Origin of the sequence: Imbroritus primus, from assembly GCF_964332355.1 — a bacterium.
GTDB lineage: Bacteria > Pseudomonadota > Gammaproteobacteria > Burkholderiales > Burkholderiaceae > Imbroritus > Imbroritus primus.
In genome coordinates this window covers 1,932,602-1,958,594 of record NZ_OZ201293.1, presented here as the reverse complement: position 1 = coordinate 1,958,594, position 25,993 = coordinate 1,932,602, and the positions used below count along the sequence as shown (strand labels likewise).

Below are 25,993 nucleotides of genomic sequence, written 5' to 3'. Positions count from 1 at the left end.
GAGGATGCGCGAGATGACTGGAAAACGTCGCGATATCGGTTTCAGGCGTGAAACCGATATCGCGTGGCAGCGGGGTGGAGAAGGGGCGCGCAGCGGTATGTCAGGTGCCGGACGCCGCGGCTGGCAACGGGCTGCGCCGCACCGGCCAAAAGTGTATCAGCCGTGATACAGGCGCACGGCTGGGCAGGACTCGGGGTTAGCCCTCACTCGGCCTGGGATGGCAGGCGCTCGTAGGTGACGAACGCAAAGGAAAAGGTATTTGGCGGTGCCGCCCGATGTGTTTCGCGCGCGGTTTCCCGCCATACTTTCCGGTCGATGGGTGGAAAAAACGCGTCACCATCGATCTCGATATCCACTTCGGTAACGATCAGCCGGTCCGCGCTGGGCAACGCCTCGGCATACAGCTGCGCACCGCCGACGAGGAAGATTTCCTCCACACCGATGCAGAGCAGTTGCGCCTCTTCAAGCGAATGCGCGACTTCGCAACCTGCGATGACCAGATCCCGGTTACGGCTGATGACGATATTGCGCCGGCCCGGCAGAGGACGGCCGATCGACTCGTAGGTCTTGCGGCCCATCAGGATTGGCGCGCCCATGGTCGTGCGGCGGAAATGCGCGAGGTCCTCGGGGAGGCGCCACGGCAGCGTGTTGTCACGGCCAATGACGTGATTGCGGGACTTGGCGACGATCAGGGTCAGGATGGTCACAATGCGGATCTTGGATCAGTAACCGGCCGCAGACCCGATCGGGTGATCGATCATGCGGTCGATTGGATGTTCAAACGGCAACCGGGGCCTTGATGGCCGGATGGGAGGTGTAGCCGGCAATATCGAAGTCCTCGAAACGGTAGTCGAAGATCGAATCCGGCTTGCGTGTGAAGTTCAGGGTCGGCAGCGGCATGGGCTCACGGGCCAGTTGCGTGCGGACCTGTTCGAAATGGTTGCTGTAGAGGTGGCAGTCGCCGCCGGTCCAGACGAAATCACCGACATCGAGATCCGCTTGCTGGGCGATCATGTGCGTGAGCAGGGCGTAGCTGGCGATGTTGAACGGCACGCCCAGGAAGATGTCGGCACTGCGCTGGTATAGCTGGCACGACAGCTTGCCCTCGGCCACGTAGAACTGGAAGAAAGCGTGGCACGGCGGCAGTTTCATGCGCGGGATATCGGCCACGTTCCAAGCCGATACGATCAGGCGGCGCGAATCGGGATTGCTGCGCAACTGGTCCATCAACTGGCTGATCTGGTCGATGTGGCGGCCATCCGGCGCCGGCCAGGAACGCCATTGGTAACCATAGATCGGCCCCAGTTCGCCGCTGGCATCGGCCCATTCATCCCAGATCGTTACGCCGTGCTCCTGCAGCCAGCGCGCATTGGTTGCGCCCTGGAGAAACCACAACAGCTCATAAATGATGGATTTCAGATGTAGCTTCTTGGTCGTCACCATGGGAAAACCCTGCTGCAGATCGAAGCGCATCTGGTGGCCAAAGACCGAGCGTGTGCCGGTACCGGTCCGGTCCGATTTTTCCACGCCATGCTCATACACGTGGCGCATCAGGTCGAGGTATTGTTTCATTCGTGAGAAAGGAGGTTGCGCGGCAATGCCCAGACAGCAGTACCGCCACATTATCCCATAGAGCCGCTACCGGGGTGGTGGCGGCCAACAGCATGCAAAAAGGCCCCCGGAGGGGCCTTTTCTTGAGGGCGTAAGCCGGAAGGTCAGGCTGCGGCGGCAGCGCGACGCTTCTTGACCAGGTAGCCACCGAGCAGCACGATGCCCAGGCAAAGCGCGAAGGTGGCCCAGTACAGTACCGGATAGGCTGCGATGGTCGGCTTGACGATCGGCTCGCTGACGATCATCTTCGCAGCGGTAAAGGCCAGCACGCCTGCACCGATGTAGATGATCGACGGATAGCGCTCCATGAGGCGCAGCACCAGCGAGCTGCCCCACACCACGATGGGGATACTGATCAGCAGGCCGAGCACCACCAGCAGGAAGCTGCCGTGTGCGGCGCCGGCCACAGCCAGCACGTTGTCCATGCCCATCACCGCGTCGGCGATGATGATGGTCTTCATGGCGCCCCACAGGGTGTTTTGTGCGGCGCCGTGTTCGTCGTCACCCGAATCATCGGTGAGCAGCTTGTAGGCGATCCACACCAGCGCGACACCGCCCACCAGCAGCAGACCCGGGATCTTGAGCAGCCACACGACGGCAAGCGTCATGGCCGAGCGCACGACGATCGCGCCGATGGTGCCCCAGACGATGGCTTTCTTTTGCAGGTGAGGCGGCAGGTTACGCGCTGCCAGCGCAATCACGATGGCATTGTCGCCGGCGAGCACCAGATCGATGATGATGATCGATACCAGTGCTGTCAGGAACTGCATCGTAAACAGATCAGTCAACCACTCCATGAATTTTCCTCGGACAGTTTAAAAGTCGAAAAGACCCTCGGAAGACTGTCGAATGGAGCGCGTAGGGACGCCTTTGCGGACCATTGGACAGGTCGCAAAGGTCTCGCTCGGAGACGCACACAGCAGGTGCGCAACCAGCACAACCGGAGACGGACGTCTCGTAATGACGATTGTGCTCAGGACCAGGTCCCGGAGCTACTCCCCTTTGGAGGGACGCTTATCAGCGTTGGGCGGATTATAAGGCAAAAAAACCGGCTAGCGGCAATTCATTGCTGTGCATTGCAATAATCGGGGCTGGCAGGAGGCGGCCCGGATTTTCAAGCTGCGTGGCGTAGGCGGTGTCAACTTTACAATCGTTGTGCAAAAAAATGCAGAGGAGCAGACACTTGCAGCCATTAGCCACGTATGCGTCACGGGATCGCTACGCATGTCCCGTATTTCGTGGTGGCCGTATCACATATGCGGGAGTAAGATGAGTCCCGACGCTGGCGGCCGTCCGCTTCATGCAGGAGACGACGGCGGCTGTCATCGCCTTGCCACTGATATGGTCCGGGTAGTGTCCGGTGATGCACGGCCATCGCATCTGCATGTTTATCCCGCGAGGCTGCGCTGGCTGGCATGGTCACTGCTTGAGGTCCGTACCCACCAAGGAGGAGCAAGCATGCCAGGAGTCCTGTCGTCGCAATCGTCACCGCCTGAAGTCCGGCCAGCTACCCGTCCCGCATCCGTTCGTCCTGACCGTGCACGCAGTGCATCCCGCGCAGAGTTCGCCAAGCACCCCGATGCCGCATGTGCCGAAATCACCGCCAGCCTGACGGCGCCGCGTGCATGGCTGTCGCCCAAGTTTTTCTACGATGGACTTGGCTCGCGCTTGTTTGACACGATCACTGCCTTGCCCGAGTACTATCCGACGCGCGTCGAAGCAGAGATTCTGGCGACACACCAGCACGATATCGCGAGACGGATCGGCGAGCGGCCGGTGATGATCGACCTGGGGGCCGGCAATTGCCAGAAAGCGGCGCGGCTGTTTCCTGCCTTGCGACCGGCGCAGTATGTCCCCGTGGATATCTCGGTGGAGTACCTGCGCGATACGCTCGAAGGATTGCAACGCCAGTTTCCCGAGATCGCCATGCAGGCGGTCGGCGCCGACCTATCGACGCCATTCGATTTTCCGTCCACGGTGGGACGTGACAACCGACTGTTTTTTTACCCCGGATCGAGCATCGGGAACTTTACGCCGATCGAAGCCTTGGCGCTCCTGCAGCGCATCCGTGCGGCAAGCGCGCGGGGCGACGGAGTGCTGATCGGGGTTGACCTGCTCAAGTCGGTGGAGACGCTCGAAGATGCGTATGACGATCCGCTCGGCGTAACGGCGGCCTTCAACCTCAACATCCTGCGACACGTCAATCGCCTTGCCGGTGCGGATTTCGAGGTGGGGGACTGGCAACACATCGCCCTGTTCAATGCCGCACACAACCGCATCGAAATGCACCTGCAGGCCCGGCGCGATGTAACTGTGACCTGGTCAGGCGGAACCCGCCGCTTTCTGCATGGCGAGCGTATCCATACCGAGAGTTCATACAAATATCGCGACGAGGATTTTGCCCTGTTGCTCGAGCAGGCTGGCTTCGATGACATCTGTGTGTGGCACGACCGTCAGGACGCCTTCGCAGTATTCCACGCGCGCGGCTAGACGCAGCTCATGGCAGGGCGTGCGTGTGCAGGCCGGCGGCCGACGATGCCATAATGAAGGTTCCTGATCCGAGGACTCATTTCATGGCGGGGTTCTTCATGTTGCCGGACCTGTATTTCACGGGTGCCGGGGATTCCTGGCACGACGCGCGCACCATGCCTCGTCAGGGCATTGCACACGCGCTGGTCGACGCACGCAACCGCACGTTGAGCTTGCTGGCCGCATTTGGCATGCATGAGCGCAACTGGCGTCTGATGCCCAGCCATGAGTTTTCTCCGCCGCAGTGGACGCTCGGCAACCTGGCCTGGTATGGCGAGAAATGGTGCCTGCGCGATCCCTCCGAAATCCGCGGCCCTGCCGGTTCTCTCTGGGAGCCGGCCGCGCCCACCTTGCTGGATGGCGCTGATGCGTGGTTCGATGCCGACCGGATTCCGCCTGACACGCGCTGGGAAGTCACACTTCCTGAGCTGGCGGTCATCAAGGCCTATGCGGCCAACACGCTTGAACGCATCCTGGCGCAGCTCACAAACCTGCATGATGATTCCGACGAGGCCCTCGAACCTTTTCGCATGACCTTGTTCCGCGAGGTGCTGGAGGCGGAAGGCTTGATCGCCATTCTGCAGGCGCTGGGCCGCCCCTTGCCCGGTGGCATGGCCCGCGCGCCATGGCGTTGCGAACCCGGGACGCTTTCGTTTACCGGTGGACGCATGACACTGGGCCGGGATGCGGGCCAAGGACTCTCGTTCGACAACGAACGCCCGGCGCAGCGCACCTATGTCCCGCCCTTCGAGATCGACGCAGCGCCAGTGAGTCATCGCCAATTCCTGGCATTTGTGGAAGATGGTGGTTACGACAACCCGGCCTGGTGGAGTGCCGCCGGTCAGCAATGGATGATGTTCCAGGAACGCTCCGTGGCGCGCTACTGGTCGCGCCAGCGCGAGGGGGGGCGGACAGTGCGCTGGCATATGCAGCGCTTTGGCAGCGATATCGTGTTGCCGCTGGATGAGCCGGTCTGCCATGTCAGCCTGTTCGAGGCGGAAGCATGGTGCCGTTGGGCGGGTCGTCGTTTGCCGACCGAGGATGAGTGGGAGATGGCCGCAACCCGCAATGGCACTTTCCAGTGGGGCAGCGTACGCGAATGGACCGGTTCGGTGTTCGAACCCTACGATGGATTCCTGCCGGGGCGTGACGATACCTGGAGTTTGCCTTACTTTGGCGTGTACCAAGCGGTACGCGGGGCGGCGTGGATGACGCCGCCTGCATTCCGCAGCGCCTGTTTCAGAGGGGCGGCGGAACCCGGTGCCGACCTTGGCTGGATCGGGTTCCGCTCATGCGCCGTGTGATCACGCTGGCGTGATGCGCGGCTAATCATGCGCAACGGAGGCTGGCATTGTGATCGCAGCCGGCGAGTAAACCCGCCGGGGCGTGCGATGCCAATCGATCAGCAGGCGATCAGCGGTCGTTGAAGCGCGACCGGCCGCCAGCACGGAAGCCGTCGTTGCTGCGCGGGCGCGCCGCGCCGCGATAGTCACCGTTGCGGTTGCCGAAGCCGTTGCCCGCACCATCGCCGCGATAGCGGTCGCCGGTGGCTTGGCCACGGTAGCCGCCATCGTTGCGGCGCGTGTTGGCCCACGGGTTGGTGTTCACATTGGCGCCTTCCACATTGCCGCGGTTGTCCGCGTTGCCGCGGAAGCCGTCCGGTCGGCCACCGGGTTTGCCACGGTAGCCGTCTGCGCGGTAACCATCGTGGCGCGGGCCGTCGTTGCGGAAACCGTCACCACGGAAACCTTCGCTGCGTCCGCCACCATATCCGCCGCCATTGCCACCCGGACGTCCCTGGCGCGACTGGCCAGGACGGCCCTCGAAGCGCGGCTTGCCCTTGGGTGCACTGCGGGCAGCGCTGCGCTTGGGTTCAAGACCGGCGATGACCGTGGCGTCCAGGCGACGGTCGATGAAGCGCTCGATGCGGCGCCACTGGAACACTTCACCGTGGTTCACCAGGTTGATGGCGATGCCGGCGCGGCCGGCGCGGCCCGTGCGGCCGATACGGTGCACATAGTCCTCGGCCTGCTTCGGCAGGTCGAAGTTCACCACGTGCGTGATGTCCGGTACGTCGATGCCGCGAGCGGCTACATCGGTGGCCACCAGCACCTGGATGTTGCCGCGCCGCAGGGCGGTCAGCATGCGGTTGCGCGCACCCTGGTTCATGTCGCCATGCAACGCCCCAGCGGAAAAGCCCGTGTCGGCCAGGCGTTCGGCGAGCGAGTCGGCGTCACGCTTGGTGGCGGTGAAGACGATGGCCTGCTTGAGCGACACGTCGCGCAGCAGATGGTCGAGCAGTTGCTGTTTGTGCGACAGGTCATCCGCATAGTGCAGGCGCTGTTCGATGTTGTTCGCCGTTACCTTCGCCGCGGCGATTTCGATGCGCTGCGGATCGCGCAGCATGCGCGCTGCCAGGCGGGCGATGTTGCCGTCCACGGTGGCCGAGAACATCAGCGTCTGGCGCGTTGCCGGCGTGGCGGCGACGATAGCGTCGATGTCATCGGTGAAGCCCATGTCGAGCATGCGGTCGGCTTCGTCGAACACCAGCATGTCCAGCTTGGACAGGTCGATGCGGCCCGAGGCGATATGGTCGAGCAGGCGGCCCGGCGTGGCGACCAGGATGTCCGGCATCTTGGCCAGCATGGCCAACTGCTTGGGATACGGCATGCCGCCAAGGATGCTGGCGCAGAAAATGCGGCGCAGGTGCTTGCCGAACTGCAGGGTGGCATTGCTTACCTGCAGCGCCAGTTCGCGCGTGGGCGTCAGCACCAGCAGCGAAGGTTGCGCCGGCTGCGGACGCGGGCGCTTCCCCTTCATACGCTTGACTGGTTCGTCAGAGTGCGGACGGGCAGGGGCCGGCTTCTCGCTGATCAGTTGCAGTGCTGGCAGCATGAAAGCGGCCGTTTTGCCCGAACCGGTCTGGCTCGAGACCAGCAGGTCGCGTCCGGCCAGCGAGGCAGGGATCGCCTTGGCCTGGACTTCGGTCGGCTGGGTGAAGTCGATTTCCGCGAGAGCGCGTTGCAGATTGGCATTGAGGCCAAGCGCGGCGAAGGGGGAGTCGGTGGCCTGCGGTGCGGTAGCGGCGGTATCGCCGGCGTGCAGAATGGCTTCGAGTTTTTCGATCGGGCTCGGCACGATAGGCTGAGTCGTTTCGTTCAGTTGCTGTGTCATATGGTTCTTTCAGAAAAAGCAGCGCCCTTCCGGTTGAGCGGAGCGGCGGTATGCAGCGTCGTCGTGGGCGTCGGCGCCAATCAATGAGACCGTAGGGACAGCCAGGCTGGCTACGGTGGCAGGCTGGGGACAGGATCGGCGACCAATCGCTCGGACTGGCTAGCTGACACATTTCCCGGCAGGCGGGCAGTTTCATTGCGCACACAAGCGGCGCATGCACTGCCTTAACAGGATCGGAGGCGAAGCATCAGGTGAGATTGCTTCTGCGGAGGTCTGTGGCCGGCAAGCCGGACAGTGGACGGTAATGCAGAGATGGGAGCGGGTGCGGGCAGGGTGGCGCAGGACAGCAACGCCGGAAAAACATCCTCGCGGGGCTCGCATGGCGAACTCACTGGCGCGCAGTATAACAGACGCCCTGAAAAATTGTTGCAGTGCATCGCAAATCTCTTGCCGGACCGGAACTGCGTTGTGGATCCGGGACAGCGGAATCCACTAGCCGCTGGATTCATGCGCTTGCGCGTGCCGGAAATGTCACCACATGGTCGGCCACGAGGCGAATGCCGATCATCTCGCCAATGGCATGGTCATGGTGGCTGGGCACGTAGGCCAGTACCTCGCGCCCGGATGGCAGCCGCAGCGTGTACAGGAAATCGGCGCCGCGAAATGCCTTGCGCACCACCTGGGCCTTGAGCGGGCTGTCGTCGTCGTGCAAAACATCGTCGGCCCGGAGAAGCACGTCGACACTGTCCCCACCGTTAGCCAGATGCTGCTCGGCGATCTCGCAGGCCGAGAGCGGCAACTGCCCCAGCTCGATATCGACATGTGCCTCGCCGTCCGCTTCCGCCACATGGCGGCCAGGCACGAACACGCCACGGCCGATGAAGTCGGCGACAAAGCGCGTGTGCGGTTGATGATAGAGATTGTATGGGTCGTCCCACTGCACGATGGTGCCATTCGACATCACACCGATCTCGTCGGCGATGGCAAAGGCCTCGAACTGGTCATGCGTGACCAGGATGGCCGTCGCGCCCGCATGCTTGATGATGTCGCGCACCTCGGTCGCAAGACGCTCGCGCAGATCGACATCGAGGTTCGAAAAGGGCTCGTCCAGCAGCAGCAGTTCCGGCGCAGGCGCCAGGGCGCGGGCCAGGGCGACGCGTTGCTGCTGGCCGCCGGACAGTTCGTGCGGATACTTGCCGCCGGCCTGGGGCAGGCCGACCAGTCCCAGCAGCTCCTGCACGCGTGCTTGCCGCGCATCGCGGGGCAGCTTGCGCAGGCCGAAGCCGATGTTGTCGGCGACGGACAAATGCGGAAACAGGGCGTAGTCCTGGAACACCACGCCGACCTTGCGTTTCTCCGGCGGCATGCTGTACCGGGCGTCGCTGACCGTGACGCCGTGCAGTGTGATGGCGCCGCCCGACAGGGGCTCGAAGCCGCAGATGGCGCGCAGCACGGTGGTCTTGCCGCAACCCGATGGCCCCAGCAAGCAGCCGATCTTGCCCTTGGCCAGGGCCAGGGACAGGCCGCTGATGACTTCCTGGGCACCCGTCGGGGTGTCGTAGGCAATGTGGATACGGTCGAGTTGCAGGTGTGGCTGCGTCATGAAGCGGCAGGTCGGACCGCAAGAGGGCTGGCAGGGTAGCCAGTCCGGTGCGGTCAGGGCGACATCGGTAATGGTTAAGCGAATGAGTATAATTTGCAATGCGCGTGCGCGGCAATCCGCCAGCCTGCCGCGCTACCCACGCAGACCAGCCTCGATGTTTTCGGTGGTGGTGTCGTGCCGCCATCCCGGACGGTATCCGGTTCAACATTCTGTCTTGCCTGCGCCATGCCCGACCAAGCTGCTCCCATGGATACCGCTCCCGCTGTGCGGCCATCCCGCCGTTTAGGGGCGGTGCGCCGCTATCACACATGGATGCCCTGGATCGCGCTGGCTCTGGCAGCCGTCGTGGCCGTGCCGGTACTCGGCCTGCTGGCGACGGTGCTCGACCCGAATGCCGCGTCGCGCGACATCCTACGCCACCTGCTGCAGACGGTCATGCCGTCTTACATCGGAACCACGCTGATCCTGCTGGTTTCGGTCGGTCTCGGCGCCGCGGTCATCGGCATCGCCGTGGCGTGGATCGTGGCGGCCTACGATTTTCCGGGCAAGCGCCTGTACGAGTGGGCCCTGATCCTGCCTTTGGCGGTACCCACCTATGTGATGGCCTACGCCTTCACCGATTTCCTGCAGTTCTCCGGTCCCGTGCAGAGCCTGCTGCGTGAACTGACGGGTGAGCGGCGCCTGCCCTGGTTTCCCGAGATCCGCTCGACTGGTGGCGCGGCGCTGGTGTTCATCTTCGCGCTGTATCCCTATGTCTACCTGCTGGTGCGGACCGCATTCATCGAGCGCAGCCCGCGCTTGCACGATGCCGCGCGCACACTCGGCAGCAGTCCGGCGCAAGCGTTCTTCCGTGTGGTGCTGCCGCTGGCACGCCCGGCCGCAGCGGCCGGCGTGGCGCTTGTGCTGATGGAAACGCTGGCCGATTACGGCGCCGTTGCATACTTTGGCGTGCAGACCTTCACCACCGGTATCTACCGCGCCTGGTTGTCGATGAGCGACCGCGTCGCCGCGGCACAACTGGCATCGGCATTGCTGCTGTTCGTCTTCGTGCTGCTTGTGCTCGAAAAGCGCAGCCGTGGGCGCTTGCGTTTCTACGGCGTCGGCCAGCGCTTCCGCAAGCCGGAAGCGCGCCGCCTGTCGGGCACAGCTGCGGTGGTCGCCAATGCAGTGTGCATGTTGCCGCTGCTGATCGGCTTCGTGCTGCCCACCTGGATCATGCTGCGTCTGGCGCTGCGCGATGTCGAGACATTGAATGTCGAACGCTATCTGCTGTGGCTGACCAACACGCTCAAGCTGGCCTCGCTGACGGCAGTGCTTGCCGTGGTGTGTACCTTGCTGCTGGCCTATGCCGTACGTCTTGCGCCGGGGCGGCTGAGCCGGCTCGGCAACGATATCGCCAGCCTCGGTTACGCCGTGCCGGGCGCAGTGCTGGCCGTGGGCATTCTGATTCCGCTGACGCGCCTCGATCACTGGATGTACGCACAAGGCTGGTTCACCGGGCTCGCGCTGACCGGCACCATCTTTGGGCTGCTGTATGCGTATCTTGTCCGCTTTCTCTCGGCGGGCCTGCAGACGGTCGAAGCTGGTCTCGCCAAGATCACGCCTGCCGTCGATGCGAGTGCACGCAGCCTGGGCGCGTCCAACTGGGAGTTGCTGACCCGGATTCACGCGCCGCTGCTTCGGCGCAGCGTGCTAACGGCAGCTTTGCTGGTTTTCGTGGACGTGATGAAGGAATTGCCGGCAACACTGGTGCTGCGTCCGTTCAATATGGATACGCTCGCGGTCATCACCAATCAGCTGGCCGCCGACGAACGCCTCGGTGAAGCAGCAGTGCCGGCGCTGACGATCGTGCTGGCCGGATTGATCCCCGTGATCCTGCTGGCGCGCGCAATCTCGCGCAAGGAGTGACAGGTACCGAACCTGCACACAGTGCAGGTATGCCGACAGGCCGCGCGCCCGTATTGCATCCCGTCCTGTACCGCCTATACTGAAAGCGCCAGTGCAACACTGGTAGCGGAGGCGGACATGGATTTTCCGACCACCTTCTTCAGCATGTATTTGTTGGTGACTGTCAGCCTAGCCGGTGCGATTGCATTCAGCACCGTGCCAGCAACGATTCGTTCCGTCCGGATTGGATGGCGGATCCTAGGGTCGATTCTCGGATTGATATTCGGCCTGTTGATGTTGGATGTGCTGCCAGACTTGACGTGAAGGTGCGGAGCGTCCGCAGCCAGCCCGCCCCCCCGAGGGCGGGCTTTTTCATGTCTCGCCGCGACACGTTTGCCTGGGCGGGACGCAGCAGGTAAAATGGTGGCACATGGCGTGTGCTGCGTGCGCCCGGGTCCGCTGCAAGGACTCGAATACGGAGAACGAGATCAACCGTTTTCTGGAGCACACGCATGTCGATCGCCCATTCCCGTCCGCAACATGCCCACGGCCGTCCGGCCAAACGTTTCCAGATCCTTTTTCAGCATCCCGCCGCGGGCGGCATGATCCTGATGCTGGCGGCTGCGCTCGCCTTGCTCGTGGCAAACTCGCCATGGGCCGGGCATTACACGGCGGCGCTGGCTTATTCGTTGGGCGGCCTCTCGATCCTGCACTGGATCAACGATGGTTTGATGGCGGTGTTTTTCCTGCTGGTCGGGCTCGAAATCAAGCGCGAAGTCATCAACGGGCAATTGTCCACCTGGCACCGGCGCATTCTGCCCGGCGCCGCGGCACTTGGCGGCATGGCCGGGCCAGCGCTGATCTACCTCGCGCTGAACCAGGGCGCACAGGGCCAGCCCGCCGGATGGGCCATTCCTGCCGCCACCGATATCGCCTTTGCGCTCGGCGTGCTTTCACTGCTCGGCTCACGCGTGCCTATTTCGCTCAAGGTTTTCCTGACGGCGCTGGCCATTCTGGACGACCTGGGTGCCATCCTGATCATCGCCTTCTTCTACACGAGCCAGCTCCAGGTGAGCGCGCTGATTGCCGCGGCTGCCGTGCTTGCACTGCTCGTGGTAATGAACCGGCTCGGTTGCCGGCGTTTGCCCTGGTACCTGCTGGTGGGCCTCGTGCTCTGGGTTGGTGTGCTCAAATCTGGCATTCACGCGACGCTGGCGGGTGTGCTGCTGGCGCTGACCATTCCGCATGATGCTGATGATTCAGCGAAGTCAGGCGCACCGACATCGCCGTTGTTGCGGCTCGAGCACGCCATTGCGCCGTGGGTCGGCTTTCTCATCGTGCCAGTGTTCGGTTTCGCCAATGCCGGCGTCACGTTTGCCGGCGTGTCGCCACAGGCACTGCTCGCACCGGTTCCGCTCGGCATCGCGCTGGGCCTGTTCGTGGGCAAGCAAGCCGGCATCTTTCTGGCCGCGCTTGCCACCATCCGCCTCGGCTGGGCCCAGTTGCCGAGCCATGCGTCGTGGCGCCAACTCTATGGCGTGGCGCTGTTGTGCGGCATTGGTTTCACCATGAGCCTGTTCATCGGACTGCTGGCATTTCCGGATGATGCCGCCTTGCAGAACGGCGTGAAGCTGGGTGTCTTGCTCGGGTCGCTGGTCTCGGCGGTGGCGGGTGCGGTTCTGCTGCGTAGCGTGCCTGCGCGTTCGAAGTGAAGCGCACGGTGGCTCAGGAGGGTAGTGAAGAGGAAATGGAGAAGGTGGAGGAGGTGGTCCCGCCGACAGGAATCGAATTTGTAAAAGCCCAAATTCAAGGGAATTCATGGGCGCAAACCGTTGATCTCTCGTCAACTGTTTCCCATGATTTACCTTGTTCTGTCACAAAAACTGTCACAACGACTTTGCCCCGTGCGACTGAGAAAAAAGCGCATCCAACTTCGATATCTCCCTGTCATTGGCTTGGCCGTCGATCCACTTAGAGTACACCTCAAAGAACATGCGCGTGTCAATGTGGCCCATTTGCCGTGCCACATAGGCGGGATTCATTCCGGCGTGCAGGCACATTGTGGCAAAGGAGTGCCGGGTCTGCTTGGCGTCACGGTCCCGCAGGCCGACTGCCTTTAGGGTAGGCCGCCAGCAGTCCTGTACGGGTGCCCCTGTATCGAAGAATCTTAGGCCTGTCGCTGGATTATGAAACACGTGCTCGCCAGCCATAAACGTATGTGCTTTCTGGCGCTTCAGCGCAGCAAGCGCCCGACTCTGTAAATCCACATCGCGTGAACGGTGGGTCTTGGCGTCCTTGTCCACAGCGCGTACCCTGGCGCTTTCCACTGTTACGCGCTTGCGGAGGAAATCGACGCTACTCCATTTAAGAGCGATAAGTTCGGACGGGCGCAACCCAGTAAAGAATGCGAACTCGAAGTAATTTAGCCACTGGCTGCTGTCGCGTTTTCGTAGGTGATCTAATACCAACTCGATCTCATGCACTTCCAGTGGATCCGGCTTCGCTTTCTGGTGCTGCCGCGCAGGGATTTCTAGTGTCGGATCGATACTGATACGCTTGGTTTTAAGGGCGTAGGCGAATACGCCACGCACAGGCGTCATAATATTGTTGAACGTTTTCCCACTGCGAATCTTTTTCGCCGCTAAATGCAACGCAAGTTCCTCGTAGCTAATTGAAGCAATCTGGCGCTGGTCGAAATCCGGCTGAAAATGGCGCGCCAAGGTATTGCGGTACTCCTTGACAGTGGTCGCAGCCAGATCCTGGCCCACCACTGTTAACCAATTCTCGACAACGACTTCAAATGTAGCCCCGACTGGACCGCCTACCTTGCGCAGGTAGGCCGAATCAGGAAAGTGCGTGGCAAAGTCGTCGAGCGTGAATTTGTCGATCTCAATGGCTTTGACAATCTGGTCTCTCAAGCGGGCAGCAGCGCGGAGATTTGCGGTGGTTGGCGCAATGGCGAGTCGCTCCCTATGGCGTCGCCCTTCCCAGTGGAAACTGATGAGGATCGACGCCTCCCGCGCGTAGACCCCTTCGAATTGCTGGTTGCCACCCATTTATCGTATTCCTCAAGGTTGAAGTGTCGCCTGTTGTCCGGTGACCATTTCCAGTGAATGCCTTCCACGAGACGGCCATCCGCAACCAAGTGATTAAATGCGCTCTCCGAGCGACCCGTCAGCTCTGATATTTTTTCGACTGTAACCCACGTCACTGGGCGGTAGTTGAACGTCATATCTTAATCCCTCCGAAAATCCCACTTCCCATTGCTGTCTAGTGATCATCAAGATCTTTGCTAGCGCCTCTCTCATTCCATCTGCAGCTATCACAGGCTGAGTCTGCTGTACTTCTTTGATAAACACAATCTCTCGAATTTACGTTTGGGATCAGGCGCATCAGCCGCCCATGCTCTGTCCAGCCATCCTGGACAGCTAACACGTTGCTCAATGGCTTCCGGTCATAGCAGCCGTGCCGCTTCATCGCTTCGGCCCGCAGAGCGCCAGCACTACGGCCACAAAGCAGAATGCCGTGATACTGAATAGCACGCGGCCATCGTTTGCGCCGATCCATTGCAGAAAGTCAGTCATTTCCATAACCTCCGTTTAGCCCGCTTCCACCCATCCCCTGCCAAGAAGAGCATGGATAGCGCCCAGTAGTGCAAGCCTTTGCGCATCACTGTTCCTCCTGCACGGCTACGGTGACGCGGGCAAGCTCCCGCAGGCGCGCATCCGCTTTTGTCAGCACATCAAGCAGCAAGCGCTTTTCCTCGAGATAGACCTCGGCGAACTTGGGGTCGTGCATGACAATGCTCGACGTGTTGCTGATCAGGTCGGCGCATTTGATGGTCTGCACCCATCCCGGCGCGGCGGCGAGCCGGGCGCGGCTGGCGGCCTTGCGCTCGGCGCGGTTGCCGGTTTCGAGGTCGGACAGCAGGACCACGCCAGTCATGACTTGGATTCCAAACAGCCCCGCCAGAACCTCATGCTGTACACCTTGATCCTCAATGCAGTCATGCAGCCATGCGGTCGCGATCATCAGGGCCTGCATCTGCATCGACTCTACGGCGACGGTTGCCACGATGCCCGCCACCTCGGCCAGATGGTCGGTGTATGGGTTGTTGGTGTACTTCCGGCGCTGATCCTTGTGGACCTCGCGGGCGAACATCATTGCTTCATAGGCAAGGCTCATCACTCACCTCCCTTGCTGGCGCGCATGGCCTGTTCCAGATACTTGCGCAACGTCATTGGGGCGCGATCCACATCAACGTAGTTGGCCCACTCGTCAGCAGCATCAAGCAGCGCCTCAATCAGGTCCGCATCCCCTGCTGTAGCGGGATGGGCGGGTGCGGCTAGCGCGGCTCTCGCTTCATCGATGCGCGACCTGATGATGGATACGACGTCGTCTGCAGTCAGGCTTTTGTCGAGGACCCGGCCTATCAGATAACCTGCGTCGGCATGCAGGCTGTCCAGCGGCACGCGCAGGGCGTCTGGTATCTGAGCCACTACCGGGGGAGTTAGTTCTCCGCAGCTCATTGTGGGTTGTCCTCTTCGTCAAACGTTATTCCAATGTCATGCGGGACACCGTCGTGCACGATCACGCCGTCCACCACTGGCAGAGCGCGTCGACAGAAGATGCACCAGTACTCAGACCTGGTGGCCGTCGCGTCGTATGTGACTGTGCGCATTTACTTGCCCTCCTGCGGTGCGGGTGGGAGGGGCATCCAGTGGGTTGGTTGATCAGGAGACGGGTCAACATCCGCCATGAGTTCGTCTGACCAGACCCACAGCGCCCAATCGGTTCCTTCTGACCAGATCATGCGGCCCTGCTCTCCGTTGTATGCCCAAATTTCTTCGGTCAACGGCGCCGTCTCGATTGGTTTCCACCGCTCCGCATCCTCCTTGTCCTGTGGCGCACCGTATTGGGCGAGTAGGGCGCTCTTTGCCAGCATGCATACCAGTGCTGCGGCCTGTCTGGTAGCTGGGCCGAGGTCGGATAGCGATGCCTCGAATCGGTCGATGTGATCCGCTGTCAGGTCGCTCGGCACGCTCTCGTCCAGAAGCCGTCCGATTAGGTGTGCATTTTCATTTGAAAATTCATGGACGCACACATGGACTGTGTGGCATTCATCGCAACACATGTCTGCACAGGTATCTGAGAAGCAAGGGTGATGGGCTGGCAGCGTGAAGGCCAGTACGCCATAAAGAACGGACGCTGGGCGATAGCCAAGTACACCGTAGGCGACAAGGCGAGATACGTTCTGTGGCAGGACAACGGGCCGGATAACAGGAAGTGGGTAGCAGGGCCGTTTGATACGGCGGACGAGGCGAAAGACGAATGGCAACGAGTCCAACCCAGCGCACGCTAGCCCTTCTCAGGAAGGAGGGCTACACAGCAGAGGTAACAGAGCACTGGAACGCGTTTGCAGGCATCCGGCAAGACCTGTTCAACGTCATAGACGTGCTGGCGCTGGGTGATGGGGAAATCCTAGGGGAGATCGAGAAGGCCGCCAGAGGCGCAAAGCTGCACTGGACGTGGGGTAACCATGACCTGCGCTTTACGACGCGCCTATCGAGCCTTGTGAGTGAATATGAGGGCGTGCCGGGCTTCGACTTGCGCGATCACTTCCCGCACTGGCGATTTAGTACGTCAGTGATGGTCAACGGCCATACGATGATCAAGCACCGGCAAGCGAATGGGGTGCATGCCATATACAACAACGCCCTGAAATCCGGCGTGTCGATGGTTACCGGGCACCTGCACAGCTTGAAAGTAACGCCATGGACCGACTATACCGGCACCCGTTATGGTGTTGATACCGGGACTCTCGCGGCTGTGGATGGCCCGCAATTCACCTACGGCGAGGACGGCCCAGCCAACCATCGCTCAGGCTTTGCTGTTCTGACTTTCCATAATGGGAAACTGCTTCCTCCAGAATTGGTGGAAGTCATCGACGAGGATGCTGGGTTGATCTGCTTCCGGGGGCAGGTGGTGAGGGTGTAAATATTCCGCTGAAATGCGCCTCAAGGTGTTGGAATATTGGCTTCCTCATTTGCTCATCAAGATGCTGTATGCATATACAGTTCGATGGGCAAAAATTAGTGGGGAATTTTTTGACCAAACATGGGCAAAACGGGTGGAAATCGCCAATCTGGCACAGATTTGTCACAGACAGTCTGGAAACCCGCATGAAACTGGTCCCGCCGACAGGAATCGAACCTGTATCTCAGACTTAGGAGGTCCGCGTTCTATCCATTGAACTACGGCGAGACACGCTGCAGCGGTGTGCCGTGCAGCACGCGCATTCTACTCCACTCGCGTGCCAATGCAGAAGTCGCTGCGTATCGCCATCTGCACAGGCGTAGGGATCGAGGGGAGGCGCAGTGCGAAGCTCAGCGCGACCGCTGCCGCAACAGAAGCAGGGCCAGCAGTCCGCCGACCAGTCCCCAGAAGGCTGAGCCGATACCGAACAGCGTCAGGCCCGAGGCCGTGATCATGAAGGTGAAGAGGGCGGGTTCGCGCTCTTGCGGGTCGCTCATGGCGCCGGACAGGCCGTTGGCGATGGAACCCAGCAGGGCGAGTCCGGCAATCGATAGGATGAGCGCCTTCGGGAAGGCGCCGAAGATGCTGGCAATCGACGCACTCAGCGTACCGCCGATCAGATAGAAAACACCGCACGCTACCGCTGCCATGTAGCGCCGCGACGGATCCTCGTGGGCGCTCGGGCCGGTGCACATGGCGGCGGTAATGGCGGCGAGGTTGATGCCGTGGGAGCCGAACGGTGCTGAGACGAGCGAGGCGATGCCGGTGGCGCTGATCAGCGGAGAGGCGGGCAGGGTGTAGCCATCGGCACGCAGCACGGCCAGTCCGGGAATGTTCTGCGATGCCAGCGCCACCACGAACAGTGGAATGCCGATGCTGATGCACGACTGCATCGAGAAAGCGGGTGTCGTCCACACGGGCAGTCCGAACGCCAGCGTGACCTGCTCGGTATGCAGGTCGCCATGCGCGGCGGCGAGCGCCATGCCAAGCACCAGCACGGTCAGTACCGCATAGCGCGGGATAAAGCGCTTGGCGAGCAGGTAGGCAGCCACCAGCGGCAGGATCAGCGAGGTCTGGCTCTGTGCCGACACGAACATGTCCATGCTGATGCGGAACAGGATGCCAGCGAGCAGCGCGGCTGCAATCGATGCCGGCAGTGCGCGGATCAGTTTGTCGAACCACCCGGTGACGCCCACGATGATCATCAGCACCGCCGCGAATAAAAAGGCGCCGATAGCTTCTGGGTAGGGCACCGTGGGCAGGCTGGCGATCAGCAGCGCCGCGCCGGGTGTGGACCATGCGATGCCGATGGGCGTGCGCGTGGTGAGTGACAGGAAGATCGACGTGATGGCCGTACCGATGGAGGTGGCCCAGATCCACGACACGATCAGGTCCGAGCCGAGGCCGGCAGCCTGACCGGCTTGGATAATCAGGACCAACGAGCTGGCGTAGCCGGTGAGCGTGGCGACGAAACCGGCCACCACGGCGGACAGCGACAGATCGGAGAGCGGGGAGCGGATCGCGGGGCGGTCGGAGCGGGCAGTCGGCGGCATGGGCTTGCGGATTCAACGGCCGGCCCCGATCAGCAGTCGGTTCGGCCCGGCTATCAGAGTTCGGGTTCTTCGGGCGGTGGCGTCACCAGCATCTTGTCGACACGGTTACGATCCATGTCGACGATCTCGAAAGTAAAGCCCCCGCGTTCAAAGCGGTCCGCCACGGCGGGAATACGGCCGAGGTAGTGCATGGCAAAACCGCCCATCGTGTGGAAATCGTCGCCGCGGTCGTTCTCGAAGCGATCGATATTCATCAGTTGGCCGAAGCGTTCCAGTGTCATCGCGCCGTCGATCAGCCACGTGCCGTCTTCGCGGCGCACGGCGTCGGCGGCTGCCGCTTCGCTGTCGTTCGGCAGATCGCCGACGATGGCCGTCAGTACGTCGGTCAGCGTGACCAGGCCCTGCAGGTCACCGTACTCGTCGACGATCAGGCCGAAGTGCAGCCGCGCACGGCGGAAGCTTTCGAGCATCTGCGTGGTGGTGATCGTTTCCGGCACGTATAGCGGAGTGCGCAAGACGCTTTCCAGCGAAATCGGCTGGTCGGTGAGCAACTGCTTGGTCAGGTCGCTGATCTGCAGGATGCCTTCGATGTTCTCCAGGCCGTGGCGGCAGACCACGATGCGCGAATAGGGGCTCTCCAGCACCGCGGCCCGGATTGCGTCGCGGTCGTCCTCGAGGTCGATCCACACGATATCCTTGCGCGGCGTCATGATGGCGCCGATGCGCTGTTCGTCCAGCCGCAGCACATTGGAGACGATGGCCTGTTCGCTGGCATGGAACACGCCGAACTCCGCGCCTTGCTCCATCAGCGTCTTGATCTCCTCGTTGGTCACTGGCGGCTCGTCCGGGCGCGACGCACGCAGTAGCTTCAGGATGGCCGAACTGGACCACGACAGCGCAAAGACGATCGGACGGGCAATAACCGATAGCCAGGTCATCGGCCGGGCAATCAGCATGGCGATGGTTTCCGGAGCCAGCAGAGCCAGGCGCTTCGGCACCAGTTCGCCGACGACCACGGAGAGGAAGGTGATGAAGGCGATGACCAAGGCAAAGGCCAGGCCGTCGGCGTAGGGCGCGATGGCCGGGAACTCGCGCAGCCATTCACGCATCGGCATGGCCAAGGCATTTTCGCCGATGGCGCCGCTCAGGATGCCGATGGTGGTGATACCGACCTGGACGGTCGAGAGAAATGTGGAGGGTTCGTTGTGCAGGGCGAGGGCGGCTGCCGCATCGGCCCGACCCTCCTCCATCAGCCGTTGCAGCCGCGTCTTACGCGCGGATACGACGGCAATTTCAGACATGGCAAAGATGCCATTGCAGAGAATCAGGAAAAAAATTAAGGCTATGTCCATTGAGAGTGCGCGCACGGTCCGCCCGGCCGGGCCGGGACCCGTTCGACCGCCATGCGCAAAGCTGCGGAGCTAAGACTATACCCGCAATTCCGCGCAGTTACCGAAAATTGCGCCGCGCAAGTGGCCCATCGATCTCCCGGCGAGTGCGCCGAGATGGTGCGAAAGTCAGGCGAAAGAGACGCCGATGGAGGGATGCCGGATGCGCATGCGCATTTACCCTTACGTAAAACTCCGACTTCAGCGGCACCCCACGGGTGTACTACACTCCGTCCATGCTTTGTTCGCAAGGCATTCAGGAGAGATTTGGGGCCCGCATCTGCGGGCCTTTTTGTTGCCTGCCGGTTTTCCCGCGTGGCCATCCTGTTTTTATCGAGCCGCCTGTGTGCTTTGGCGGTCGCCGCGGGCGTTTGCTCCGTAGCGTACAAGGCCCATCTTACGACCCGCTACAATACGCGTCTTTGCGTTGCCACGCCGTGTGCCCCTGGAGGTTCGCGGGGCGGTTTCAGCGCGTTCGTCTTCCCCTCATCTTGTTGCCATGGCCATTTTTTCGCTTTCTGACGCCCAACTTGCCTTCGGGCATGTGGCCTTGCTGGACCACGCCGATTTTGCGCTCGAAGCCGGCGAACGCGTCGGGTTGATCGGCCGCAATGGCACCGGCAAATCCTCGCTGCTGAAGATCATTGCGGGGCAGGCGGCATTGGACGATGGCCTGGTTTCCCGGCAGAACGGCCTGACGACAGCCTATGTGGCGCAGGAGCCGGATTTCGACCCGCAGATGTCGGTCTACGATGCCGTCGCGCAGGGCTTGGGCGAGATCACGCAACTGCTGCAGGAATACGATGCCGCCACCGCTGCGCTGGAGCACGACCACGGCGATGCAGCCATGGCGCGCCTTCACGCGCTGCAGACTGCCATCGACGCTGCCGATGGCTGGCAGGTGCGTACGCGCGTGGAGACTACGCTCAACCAGCTCGGCCTGGCGCCGGATGCCCGGCTCGGCGCCTTGTCCGGCGGCATGCAGAAGCGTGTTGCGCTGGCGCAAGGCCTGGTAGCGCAGCCCGATGTGCTGTTGCTCGACGAGCCGACCAACCACCTTGATGTGGCGTCGATCCGCTGGCTGGAGGATCTACTGATCGGTTTTCGCGGCAGCCTGCTGTTCATCACGCACGACCGGGCCTTCCTGGATCGCGTGGCGACGCGCATCATCGAGCTCGATCGCGGACGGCTGCTGAGCTTTCCGGGCAACTTCTCCGCCTATCAGGCTCGCAAGGCTGAGTTGCTGGCGAACGAGCAGGTCGAGCAGGCGAAGTTCGACAAGCTGCTGGCTCAGGAAGAAGTCTGGATCCGCAAGGGTGTGGAAGCCCGCCGCACGCGCAGCGTGGCCCGCATCCAGCGGCTCGAGTCGATGCGCCTGGAGCGCGCAGCACGCCGGGAAGTGCAGGGTAATGTGCGGCTGGAAGTGGCCGTGGCAGAACGCTCTGGCAAGATTGTCGCGGAACTGGAGAATGTCTCCAAGGCCTATGGCGAACGCGTGGTGGTACGCGACTTCTCCGCGACGCTGCTGCGCGGCGACAAGGTCGGGCTGATCGGTTCCAATGGCGTCGGCAAGACGACCCTGCTGCGGCTGATCCTCGGCGAGTTGCCGCCCGACAGCGGCACGGTACGCAACGGCAGCAACCTGCAGGTGGCGTACTTCGACCAGATGCGCGCCCAGCTCGATCTGGACCGCTCGCTGGCCGATACCATCAGTCCGGGCAGCGACTGGGTGGAGGTGAATGGGCAGCGCAAGCATGTGATGAGCTACCTTGGCGACTTCCTGTTCGCGCCCGAGCGCGCCCGCTCACCGGTCCGCTCGCTGTCCGGCGGCGAACGCAACCGCCTGTTGCTGGCGCGTCTGTTTGCGCGGCCAGCCAATGTCCTTGTGCTCGACGAACCGACCAACGATCTCGATATCGAAACCCTCGAACTGCTCGAAGAGCTGTTGCAGGATTTTGGCGGCACGGTCTTCCTGGTGTCGCACGACCGGGCATTCCTCGACAATGTCGTCACTTCGACGATTGCAGCGGAGGGGAACGGCGTGTGGCGGGAGTATGTCGGCGGCTACAGCGACTGGCAGCAGCAGTCGGCGCGCGCGGCGGAACTGGCGGCAGACCGCCAGGCGCGCAAGCCGGCTATGGTGTCGGCACCGGTTCAGCCCAAGGCCGAGGCCGTGGCACCGGCTGTAACACGCCCGGTTAAGCTGAGCTACAAGGAGCAGCGCGAGTTGGATGCGCTGCCCGCGCAGATGGAAGCACTCGAAGCGGAGCAGAAGAGCATTTCAGCCTTGCTCGAGGATGGCTCGCTGTATGTCAGCGAGCCAGAGCGTGCGGCCGGCCTGGCGAGCCGTTTCGAGCAGATCGAGGAAGAGTTGCTCGAGGCGCTGGAACGGCAGGACGCGCTCGAGCGCAAGATGCGCGGCGAGGCCTGAGTCCGTCCGTGCCGCAGTGATCCCGGCCGGGAGCCAGTAACTCCACGCCGCCCGGGTCAGCCGCACCAGACCAGGATCTGGTTGGTCACGTCGAACAGGAACGACGGCCGCAGGTAGAGGGCGAACGTTAGCGCCAGCGCCACCGCGACGGCGCTCCACACGAGGATGCGAGGCCAGCGGCGCGCCTGTGTCATGCCTGACCGGACGGGCTTTGTACTGGCAGTGGCGCACGCCGCACCGCCGTCTCGCGGATCGGCAGGTTGGCCAGCGCGGCCACCACGCCGAGGGCGATGGCAATCAGCCATACCGTCGTATAGCCGCCGGTGCGGTCATACAGGTAGCCGCCCAGCCACGCGCCCAGGAAGCTGCCGAACTGGTGCATCAGAAACACAAAGCCCGACAGCATCGACAGGTACTGCACGCCGAACACATTGGCGATCACGCCGTTGGTCAGCGGAATCGTCGACAGCCACAGCAGGCCCATCAGCGACGCAAAGATCCACGTCGAAAGCGGCGTGAGCGGCAGCAGCAGGTAGAAAGCGATAACCACCGAACGGGCAAAGTAGATGAATGCCAGCAGGTGGGGTTTGCTCATGCGCTGGCCCAGCGCGCCGGCGGTATAGGTGCCGAAGACGTTGAACAGGCCGACCAGCGCCAGCGCCACGGTGGCCACGCTCGCATCGGTCAATCCGCTGTCCTTGAGATAGGGCGCGAGGTGCACGGCAATGAACACCACCTGGAAACCGCACACGAAATAACCGAGCGAAAGCAGCTGGAAGCCGCGATGGGAGAAAGCCTCGCGCACCGCCTGCCACATGGTCTGCTGGTGCGCGGTGGCATGCGGGACGAAATCGCGCTCGCGCAGGGCGACAGCCAGTGGGAACATGGCGGCGGCGCATACGGCCAGGAGCAATAGCGCGTCCTGCCAGCCCAGATGCGTAATCAGGCTCTGCTCCAGCGGAATCATCAGGAACTGGCCGAACGACCCGGCTGCCGCCGCGATGCCCATGGCCCAGACACGCTTGTCGGGCGAGGCGGTGCGGCCGATTACGCCATAGACCACGCTATAGGTCGTGCCGGCCTGGGCAATACCGATGATCACTCCGGCGCCCGAGGCAAACGCTGTGCCGGTCGTGGCCAGCGCCATGATTACGAGGCCGCCGACATACAGGGCTGCACCGAGCAACATCACGCGGTAAGCGCCAAAACGGTCCGACAGCGCGCCGGCCAGCGGCTGTGTAAAGCCCCAGACGAGATTCTGCAGCGCCAGCGCAAAGGCAAACGTCTCACGGCTCCAGCCGTGCGCCTGGGTGATGGGCAGGTTGAACAGGCCGAAGCCGTGCCGGATGCCCATGGACATGGTGACGAGCAGGCCACCGCAGATCAGGACGGTAGTGAGGGAGAGCGGGCGGCGTTGCATGATGGCTGGGCGAAAGGCAAGCGGTGGGCGCGGGCGGCCATCCGGAGCGGCGGGCCGCAAGTCGCGCGGGCGTGACGCAGTGTACTCCCGGCGGGCGAAATCTGCTGGCAGCGCCCGGCCTCGCGACTGTACCCTGCCGGACCTCGCTGGGGCACGCCACCGGGGGGTGAGGCATTGGCTGGCAAGCGATGTTTCGCCGACATGCGGCCGGACGACCGTTTTCCCCTGGCACGGGTAGGGCCGGGCGCCGGTCGAGCCATCCCGCACGGACCCGGGCCCCAATCCATTACAATGCGGTCTGTTTCCCGCTGGCAGACCGCCACGGGCCGACGACCATCCTTGCACATCCATGGCGAGCAAACCGAGTCAATACAGCGAATCCTCCATCCGTGTCCTGAAAGGGCTGGAACCTGTCAAGCAGCGTCCCGGCATGTACACACGGACCGACAATCCCCTGCACATCGTGCAGGAGGTCATCGACAATGCATCGGACGAGGCGCTGGGCGGGTTTGGCAACGAGATCGTCGTCACCCTCCATACCGATGGCAGCATCAGCGTCGAGGATGACGGACGGGGCATCCCGGTCGGCATGCATCCCGAGGAAGGCGTGCCGGTGGTCGAGATCGTTTTTACCCGCCTGCATGCCGGTGGCAAGTTCGACAAAGGCAAGGGCGGCGCCTACGCGTTTTCGGGCGGCCTGCATGGCGTGGGCGTGTCGGTCACCAATGCGCTTGCCAAGCGGCTCGAAGTTATGGTCTGGCGTGACGGGCAGGCATCTTCCATCGTCTTTTCGGGCGGCGACGTTATTGAGCCGCTGACCACGCGCAAGCCCGAGCGAGGCGAGAAAAAGCGCGGGACACGGGTGCGCGTCTGGCCTGACGCCAAGTATTTCGATTCCGCCGCCATTCCGCTGGCCGAGCTGCAGCGCCTGTTGCGCAGCAAGGCTGTGCTGCTGCCGGGCGTGAAGGTCACGCTGGTGACGGAAAAGACCGGCGATAGCCTGGTCTGGCAATACGACCAGGGCCTGCGCGGCTACCTGGTCGAATCGCTGGCGCAGACGAGTGGCGCCGAACCTGTCATTCCGATGTTCGAAGGCGAGCATTTCGCCGACCCCGATGCCAATCCGGCCGAAGAGGGTTTTGCCGAAGGCGAGGGCGCGTCCTGGGTCGTAGCCTGGACCGAAGAAGGCGCGCCGGTCCGCGAATCCTACGTCAACCTGATTCCCACGCCGGCCGGCGGCACGCATGAGTCAGGGTTGCGTGAAGGATTGTTTCAGGCTGTTAAGAGTTTTATCGAATTGCATGCGCTTCAGCCCAAGGGCGTGAAGCTGATGCCCGAGGATGTGTTCGCCCGCGTGTCCTTCGTGCTCTCCGCCAAGGTGCTCGATCCGCAGTTCCAGGGCCAGATCAAGGAGCGCCTGAACAGCCGCGATGCCGTCAAGCTGGTGGGCAGCTTCAGCCGGCCGGCGCTGGAACTCTGGCTCAACCAGCATGTCGAGTATGGCAAGAAGCTGGCCGAGCTGGTGATCCGCCAGGCACAGGCGCGCACGCGCGCCGCGCAGAAGGTGGAAAAGCGCAAGGGCTCCGGCGTGGCGGTGCTGCCGGGCAAGCTGACCGATTGCGAATCGACCGATACCACACGCAACGAACTGTTCCTGGTGGAAGGGGATTCCGCCGGCGGCTCGGCCAAGATGGGCCGCGACAAGGAATACCAGGCGATCCTGCCGCTGCGCGGCAAGGTGCTCAATACCTGGGAAACCGAACGCGACCGGCTGTTTGCCAACAACGAGGTGCACGACATCGCGGTGGCCATTGGTGTCGATCCGCACGGGGTTGATGATGAGCCCGATCTGAGCAATCTGCGTTATGGCAAGATCTGTATCCTGTCGGACGCCGACGTGGACGGGGCGCACATCCAGGTATTGCTGCTGACGCTGTTCTTCCGGCACTTCCCGAAGCTGATCGACCTCGGGCATGTGTATGTGGCGCGGCCGCCGCTGTTCCGCGTGGATGCGCCGGCGCGTGGCAAGAAGCCGGCGCAGAAACTGTACGCCCTCGACGAAGGTGAGCTGACCGCGATCGAGGACAAGCTGCGCAAGGATGGCGTACGCGATGGCGCATGGCAGATCTCGCGCTTCAAGGGTCTTGGCGAGATGAGCGCCGAGCAGTTGTGGGAAACCACCATGAATCCCGATACGCGCCGCCTGTTGCCCGTGGCACTGGGCCACTTCGATCTGCCGCAGACCGTGGGCGTGATGAACATGCTGATGGGCAAGGGCGAAGCCGCATCGCGCAAAGCCTGGCTGGAAGAGCGTGGTAACGAGGTGGTGGCCGATATCTGATGACGGTCAAAATGGGATCC

General features: G+C 62.5%; 21 protein-coding genes and 1 tRNA gene. 8 read left to right on the top strand and 14 right to left on the bottom strand.

The genetic code is table 11. The features are described 5' to 3' along the window. Window positions 1–203: 203 nt before the first annotated feature. The 3 genes from ACQ3C8_RS08910 to ACQ3C8_RS08900 form a co-directional block, all read right to left on the bottom strand. Window positions 204–707 (bottom strand): dihydrofolate reductase, encoded by a 504-nt coding sequence (locus ACQ3C8_RS08910; RefSeq protein ID WP_428851330.1) that lies wholly within the window; start codon window positions 705–707, stop codon window positions 204–206. A gap of 70 nt (window positions 708–777) precedes the next feature. Then, the gene (locus ACQ3C8_RS08905; protein ID WP_009521237.1) at window positions 778–1,572 is read right to left on the bottom strand and encodes a thymidylate synthase; all 795 of its coding nucleotides are present in this window, start codon (window positions 1,570–1,572) and stop codon (window positions 778–780) included. Between the two features lie 143 nt (window positions 1,573–1,715). Continuing rightward, a complete protein-coding gene (locus ACQ3C8_RS08900; RefSeq protein WP_428851329.1) occupies window positions 1,716–2,408 on the bottom strand; it encodes a TerC family protein in 693 nt (230 codons plus the stop codon). Between the two features lie 661 nt (window positions 2,409–3,069). Between ACQ3C8_RS08900 and egtD the strand changes: the two genes are divergently transcribed. Beyond that, complete coding sequence (gene egtD / locus ACQ3C8_RS08895; RefSeq protein ID WP_428851328.1) at window positions 3,070–4,101, top strand: L-histidine N(alpha)-methyltransferase; 1,032 nt, start codon at window positions 3,070–3,072, stop codon at window positions 4,099–4,101. Window positions 4,102–4,184: 83 nt separating this feature from the next. Then, entirely contained in the window at window positions 4,185–5,444 is a 1,260-nt protein-coding gene (locus tag ACQ3C8_RS08890; protein ID WP_428851327.1) for an SUMF1/EgtB/PvdO family nonheme iron enzyme, read from the top strand. 109 nt (window positions 5,445–5,553) lie between these two features. Here ACQ3C8_RS08890 and ACQ3C8_RS08885 read toward each other — a convergent pair whose 3' ends face one another. Both ACQ3C8_RS08885 and ACQ3C8_RS08880 read right to left on the bottom strand, forming a co-directional pair. Further along, entirely contained in the window at window positions 5,554–7,314 is a 1,761-nt protein-coding gene (locus ACQ3C8_RS08885; RefSeq protein ID WP_009521232.1) for a DEAD/DEAH box helicase, read from the bottom strand. 505 nt (window positions 7,315–7,819) lie between these two features. After that, a complete protein-coding gene (locus ACQ3C8_RS08880; protein WP_428851326.1) occupies window positions 7,820–8,917 on the bottom strand; it encodes an ABC transporter ATP-binding protein in 1,098 nt (365 codons plus the stop codon). A 246-nt stretch (window positions 8,918–9,163) separates the two neighbouring features. Between ACQ3C8_RS08880 and ACQ3C8_RS08875 the strand changes: the two genes are divergently transcribed. From ACQ3C8_RS08875 to nhaA, 3 genes are all read left to right on the top strand, one after another. Then, on the top strand, window positions 9,164–10,825 hold the full coding sequence (locus tag ACQ3C8_RS08875; RefSeq protein WP_428851325.1) for an ABC transporter permease: 1,662 nt from the start codon (window positions 9,164–9,166) through the stop codon (window positions 10,823–10,825). A gap of 117 nt (window positions 10,826–10,942) precedes the next feature. Beyond that, entirely contained in the window at window positions 10,943–11,128 is a 186-nt protein-coding gene (locus ACQ3C8_RS08870) for a hypothetical protein (RefSeq protein ID WP_009521229.1), read from the top strand. 188 nt (window positions 11,129–11,316) lie between these two features. Continuing rightward, window positions 11,317–12,516, top strand: a complete 1,200-nt coding sequence (nhaA, locus tag ACQ3C8_RS08865) for a Na+/H+ antiporter NhaA (RefSeq protein ID WP_428851324.1) — start codon at window positions 11,317–11,319, stop codon at window positions 12,514–12,516. Window positions 12,517–12,690: 174 nt separating this feature from the next. Here the strand turns inward: nhaA and ACQ3C8_RS08860 are convergent, their stop codons facing one another. The 4 genes from ACQ3C8_RS08860 to ACQ3C8_RS08845 all read right to left on the bottom strand — a co-directional run bounded on the left by ACQ3C8_RS08860 (window position 12,691) and on the right by ACQ3C8_RS08845 (window position 15,749). Beyond that, entirely contained in the window at window positions 12,691–13,860 is a 1,170-nt protein-coding gene (locus ACQ3C8_RS08860; protein ID WP_428851323.1) for a tyrosine-type recombinase/integrase, read from the bottom strand. Window positions 13,861–14,473: 613 nt separating this feature from the next. Beyond that, on the bottom strand, window positions 14,474–14,989 hold the full coding sequence (locus ACQ3C8_RS08855) for an HD domain-containing protein (protein ID WP_428853054.1): 516 nt from the start codon (window positions 14,987–14,989) through the stop codon (window positions 14,474–14,476). After that, window positions 14,989–15,276 (bottom strand): hypothetical protein, encoded by a 288-nt coding sequence (locus ACQ3C8_RS08850; RefSeq protein WP_428851322.1) that lies wholly within the window; start codon window positions 15,274–15,276, stop codon window positions 14,989–14,991. Before ACQ3C8_RS08850 ends, ACQ3C8_RS08855 begins: the two co-directional genes overlap by 1 nt. Window positions 15,277–15,485: 209 nt before the next feature. Beyond that, window positions 15,486–15,749 carry a hypothetical protein gene (locus ACQ3C8_RS08845; RefSeq protein ID WP_428851321.1) on the bottom strand — a complete coding sequence of 88 codons (264 nt, stop codon included), beginning with the start codon at window positions 15,747–15,749 and terminating at the stop codon, window positions 15,486–15,488. Between the two features lie 386 nt (window positions 15,750–16,135). On the opposite strand from ACQ3C8_RS08845, the gene ACQ3C8_RS08840 reads away from it, so the two are divergent. Next, a complete protein-coding gene (locus ACQ3C8_RS08840) occupies window positions 16,136–16,801 on the top strand; it encodes a hypothetical protein (RefSeq protein ID WP_428851320.1) in 666 nt (221 codons plus the stop codon). Between the two features lie 192 nt (window positions 16,802–16,993). Here ACQ3C8_RS08840 and ACQ3C8_RS08835 read toward each other — a convergent pair. From ACQ3C8_RS08835 to ACQ3C8_RS08825, 3 genes are all read right to left on the bottom strand, one after another. Further along, a tRNA-Arg gene (locus ACQ3C8_RS08835) sits at window positions 16,994–17,068 on the bottom strand. A gap of 122 nt (window positions 17,069–17,190) precedes the next feature. After that, the gene (locus tag ACQ3C8_RS08830; RefSeq protein WP_428851319.1) at window positions 17,191–18,393 is read right to left on the bottom strand and encodes a benzoate/H(+) symporter BenE family transporter; all 1,203 of its coding nucleotides are present in this window, start codon (window positions 18,391–18,393) and stop codon (window positions 17,191–17,193) included. A 53-nt stretch (window positions 18,394–18,446) separates the two neighbouring features. Next, a complete protein-coding gene (locus ACQ3C8_RS08825) occupies window positions 18,447–19,745 on the bottom strand; it encodes a hemolysin family protein (protein ID WP_428851318.1) in 1,299 nt (432 codons plus the stop codon). A 535-nt stretch (window positions 19,746–20,280) separates the two neighbouring features. On the opposite strand from ACQ3C8_RS08825, the gene ACQ3C8_RS08820 reads away from it, so the two are divergent. Beyond that, window positions 20,281–22,212, top strand: coding sequence for an ATP-binding cassette domain-containing protein (locus tag ACQ3C8_RS08820; RefSeq protein ID WP_009521225.1), 1,932 nt, complete (start codon window positions 20,281–20,283; stop codon window positions 22,210–22,212). A gap of 56 nt (window positions 22,213–22,268) precedes the next feature. On the opposite strand, the gene ACQ3C8_RS08815 is transcribed toward ACQ3C8_RS08820, so the two are convergent. After that, complete coding sequence (locus ACQ3C8_RS08815; RefSeq protein ID WP_428851317.1) at window positions 22,269–22,406, bottom strand: hypothetical protein; 138 nt, start codon at window positions 22,404–22,406, stop codon at window positions 22,269–22,271. After that, window positions 22,403–23,632, bottom strand: a complete 1,230-nt coding sequence (locus tag ACQ3C8_RS08810; RefSeq protein ID WP_428851316.1) for an MFS transporter — start codon at window positions 23,630–23,632, stop codon at window positions 22,403–22,405. Before ACQ3C8_RS08810 ends, ACQ3C8_RS08815 begins: the two co-directional genes overlap by 4 nt. Window positions 23,633–23,981: 349 nt before the next feature. On the opposite strand from ACQ3C8_RS08810, the gene ACQ3C8_RS08805 reads away from it, so the two are divergent. After that, entirely contained in the window at window positions 23,982–25,973 is a 1,992-nt protein-coding gene (locus tag ACQ3C8_RS08805) for a DNA topoisomerase IV subunit B (RefSeq protein WP_009521222.1), read from the top strand. Window positions 25,974–25,993 lie beyond the last annotated feature (20 nt).